This window comes from Kosmotoga sp. (assembly GCF_982836095.1).
Genome location: NZ_CEYIHJ010000026.1, coordinates 1 through 4,401, shown reverse-complemented (window position 1 = coordinate 4,401; position 4,401 = coordinate 1). Strand labels below are relative to the sequence as shown.

Sequence of the window (4,401 nt, the reverse complement as noted above, 5' to 3'; positions counted from 1 at the left end):
ATTTCGCTGTTATGCTCTTTCTACTATAAACAGCAACTATACAACAATATACATACGCTAAATACTATTCCTCTTGTTTTCCAATTTTTCAACAATTCCTGTCACATGCCCTTCGGGATCTTCAAAGAAGGCAAGTTTTACTTTTCCTGCTTCAAAGGGATCCTGTAATATTGTTCCTCCGGCTTGTTTAACTCTTTCGATTGTATTATCTACGTTATCCACCAGTACATAGAGAGCTCTATGAGGTCTTATTTTACCTTTTCCAGTGAAAATTCCTCCATCTATTCCGCCCTTATCATCGCTTGTGCTAAAAGAAAAGAAGTCATTCCTCTCTTCATACTCATATTCCCAATCGAAAACATCGGTGTAAAATTTCGCAAGTTCAGGAGCATTCTGTGCATTAATTTCCCAATAATAAATCACATTCTTTCTTTTCATTTTATCCATCCCCTCATTTATGAATTTTATCGGATTAGTGTTCCATGTATCACACCTAATTAAGTTCAGAGAAAATACAACAGCATGATAAAATTGAAAAGGTTCAACACCTCATTTTATCATTTACAAATTCTTTTTCTCTACAATTTCCACTATTAAGGAGTGAAAACATGAGTACAAAAGCTGAAGGAATCATATGGAACCTTAGCGAATTATACGAAAGTCAACAATCGCCTTCAATTGAAAAGGATATAGATGAAATCAGAAGTGCGGTTGACAAAATTATTGAAGACTTCAATACTTTGTGGAATAATGATGCTTCCCCCGAACAATGGAAAGAGCTTTTTGAAAAGCTTGAAGAAACTTATGAAAAGGCTGGAAGGATAGTTATGTATGCCTATCTCTTGCTTTCTGAAAATACAGCTAACCAGCAAGCTAACAAACTCTTCACAAGGGCACAAGAAATATCATCTGAAATCCAAAACAAGCTGGTTCCTCATAGGTTGAAACTAGCTCAACTCTCCGATGAGAAGTATGAAAAACTTTTTAGTTCAGATGTTCTGTCAAATTACAGGCACTTTGTCGATAAAGAAAGAAAGAGTCGGAGATTTTTGCTCTCCGAAGGAGAAGAAAAAATAATCAATCTTAAAAATCTCACTGGAAAACAGGCAATGACGAAGCTTTATAGCGAATTTCAATCGTCTCAAAGGTACGAAGTGGAAATCGATGGCAAAAAGAAGATAATGAATGAAAGTCAACTCAGGGCATTGAGAATGCATGAAAATCCGAATTTGAGAGAGAAGGCTTTCAGTCTGCTTTTTGGCAGACTAAAAGAAAACGAAATCGTTCTTACCAACATATACAACAGCATCGCAAAAGATTGGATAATTGAAAATAAGCGCAGAGGATTTCCTGCACCGATAAGCGCAAGAAACTTCGAAAACGAGGTTTCTGACGAAATCATTTCTTCGCTAATACAAACCACCATGGATAACAATACAATAGTACAGAAATACTACAAATTGAAAGCCGAGTTGTTGAACGTGCGTAAACTAAAGCATAGCGATATTTATGCTCCAATCGGTTCAACCAAAAGGCTATATAGCTGGGACGAAGCAAAGGAAATGGTACTGGATGCAATGCAAAGATTCGACGGCAAAGTCGCATCAATCGTGAAAGATTTCTTTGATGGAAATTACATACACGCTCCTGTGCTTCCTGATAAAAGAGGTGGCGCTTTTTGCTACTATGTTGGCCCCAAAACACATCCCTATGTGTTGGTTAACTTCACAGGTCAACTGGATGATGTAATGACTCTGGCACATGAATTGGGGCATGGCTTGCATGGCGTCTTATCCCAGAAACAAACAATGCTAAATTATCACACACCTTTGACAATGGCAGAGACCGCCTCGGTTTTCTCCGAAATGATAATGATGGATTATCTTCTGGAAAAAATCGAGGACCCGAACGAAAAAATCTCATTTGTCGCCTCAAAGCTAGAGGGTATGTTTGCCACAATGCACAGACAAAACATGTTTACACGTTTTGAAATAGAGGCTCACAGCGCCATTTCAGAACAATATATGACTTTCGATGAATTATCTGATATATATCGTCAAGAGCTCAAAAATATGTTTGGCAATTCTATCGAATATTTCAGTTTTAGTGGTTATGAATGGGCTGGCATTCCACATATGTTTCATACGCCATTTTATTGCTATGCGTACAATTTTGCCCAGCTACTTGTTATATCACTTTATGAAAAATATCTTGAAGAAGGCAAAAACTTTGTACCTAAATACCTTGAGCTGCTTTCAAGCGGAGGTTCAGATTCACCTGAAAAGTTACTTGAAAAAGTAGGAGTGGACCTCAAAGATTCCAGGTTTTGGCAGCGCGGGTTCAACTTTGTTGAAAGAAAATTACTCACACTCTTAAACACACTTATTCAAGAGCGGGGGTAATATCGGCATTTTTCATAAAAGAGAAGATTGTTAAATATTTCACAATATAAGTGAAAAGGATATTTAAAAACAACAGCGGAAAAGAACAAGCTTTTTTGATATAATCCTTTCAGAGTGGTGATAAACTTGTCAGAAGCACTGTATAGAAAGTATAGACCCCGCAACTTTGATGAAATTGTCGGGCAAGAACAGGTAAAGCAGGTACTGAAAAGCGCGATTACCAACAACGATATAGCGCATGCCTATATATTTTATGGTCCGCGTGGTACCGGAAAAACAACGACTGCAAGAATATTGGCAAAAGCAGTTAATTGTTCTGCTGAGAAATTTTCTGAGAGGCCATGCGGTATTTGTGATTCCTGTAAGGCAATAGACAACTCGAGCCATATGGATGTAATCGAAATAGATGCCGCCTCTTACAGGGGAATTGATGAAGTCCGAAAAATCAGAGATGCCGCCTCTTACAGGCCCTCAATGGGTAGGTACAAAGTTTACATCATCGATGAATTTCATATGCTCACCAGAGAAGCATTTAACGCGTTGCTGAAAACCCTTGAAGAACCTCCTGAGCATATATTGTTTATATTAGCCACAACTAACATCGAAAAAGTACCTGAAACCGTGCTTTCTCGTTGTCAGATATTTACCTTTAAACCGTTCAATACCGAACAAATTATCGAATACTTAAAAAGAATATTGATCAGTGAAAATAAGAAATTCGACGAAGAAGGCTTGCGATTGATAGCCTTTGCTGCTCATGGTGGTATGAGAGATGCAGTTAATTTACTTCAAAGGGTTTTAGTCTTTTCAGGTAAAATAAACGAAAGCGACGTGAGGAATGTTCTGGGCATTTTACCTTCTGATGTGGTTGAAGAATATCTCTCTGCTCTCCTTTCTTCAAACTACGATCAACTGATGGATATTTCAAAGGAGATGTCTATACTTGGTTATAGTCACGAAGCTTTATTAGATCAAGCCATTGAAAGAGTTAAGGAAAAGATTTCTTCCGGCGATATGGGTATAAAAACCGCGGCTTTACTTGTCAAATTACTCTGGGAGATTTCGAGAGAGCTAAGGTTTTCTGATGACAAGAGAAGAGCTTTTGAAACGTTGAACATCATTCAAGCTGACAAATTAGGAGGGCTACACGAGATTACACTGTCTGAAAAGGAAAATCGGTTACCTGCTCAAAATGTAGCTATGGCTGAAAGCACAAAAAAAACAACAGCAACTATTGGCGAAGAGCATTCAATAACAGAAAAAAAAGAAGATGAGCTTTCAAGGTTTTTAGAAGAACTTTATGCCAAAAACCACGTTCTTTCCTGGACACTATTAAAACTCTCTAATATGTCTTTGCAAGAAGCTTCGAAGGGGAAAAAGCTAAAAATAAGTTATTCGCCCGATTATTGCCTTGCAGAAGCCATCTTGAAAGAACGTTTTGAAGCAGTAAGTGACCTTGTAAAGAATGAAATGGGTGTGGAACTGGAATTATCAGCCCACGAAATTAAAGCAAGCAAAAAGAGCAGCGATGCTTTGTCAAAACTTCCACCAGAGCAACAAGCGTACATGAAAAGAATAATGTCCTTATTCGATAGTGTAGAAGTTGAATTGGAGGAGGAAGAAAATGGCCAAGAAAATTAAAGGGTTTGGCGGACGTAGCTATGGGCAGAAGTCCAAAAAAGGTGGAAATTTGAACGAACTGTTGAAACAAGCACAAAAAGCACAAGAGCAAATGGAAGGTCTGGAAGAGTCTTTCAAAGAAATAGAAGTAACTGCGACTGCTGGTGGTGGAGCTGTCACGGTCATAGCAACCTGTGATTATAAGATAAAGGCGATAGAGATCGATGATGAACTAAAGGAAGAAGAATTCGAAATTGTTCAGGATCTTATCATCGCAGGAGTAAATGAGGTGCTTGAAGAAATCAAAAAGCGCAGAGATGAAGAGTATGCAAAAGTTACAGGTTCTATGGGACTACCTGAAGATATCATTTGATAAGCT

At 38.0% G+C, this 4,401-nt stretch carries 4 protein-coding genes; 3 read left to right on the top strand and 1 reads right to left on the bottom strand.

The features are described from left to right. Positions 1-57: 57 nt before the first annotated feature. Positions 58-438 carry a VOC family protein gene (locus AC3LHT_RS03180; RefSeq protein WP_488661957.1) on the bottom strand — a complete coding sequence of 127 codons (381 nt, stop codon included), beginning with the start codon at positions 436-438 and terminating at the stop codon, positions 58-60. Positions 439-608: 170 nt separating this feature from the next. Here AC3LHT_RS03180 and AC3LHT_RS03175 point away from each other — a divergent pair, with 170 nt between their 5' ends. From AC3LHT_RS03175 to AC3LHT_RS03165, 3 genes are all read left to right on the top strand, one after another. Beyond that, a complete protein-coding gene (locus AC3LHT_RS03175) occupies positions 609-2,402 on the top strand; it encodes a M3 family oligoendopeptidase (RefSeq protein WP_488661956.1) in 1,794 nt (597 codons plus the stop codon). Between the two features lie 126 nt (positions 2,403-2,528). Then, entirely contained in the window at positions 2,529-4,043 is a 1,515-nt protein-coding gene (gene dnaX, locus AC3LHT_RS03170) for a DNA polymerase III subunit gamma/tau (RefSeq protein WP_488661955.1), read from the top strand. Beyond that, positions 4,027-4,395, top strand: coding sequence for a YbaB/EbfC family nucleoid-associated protein (locus tag AC3LHT_RS03165; protein ID WP_488661954.1), 369 nt, complete (start codon positions 4,027-4,029; stop codon positions 4,393-4,395). Before dnaX ends, AC3LHT_RS03165 begins: the two co-directional genes overlap by 17 nt. Positions 4,396-4,401: the final 6 nt, after the last annotated feature.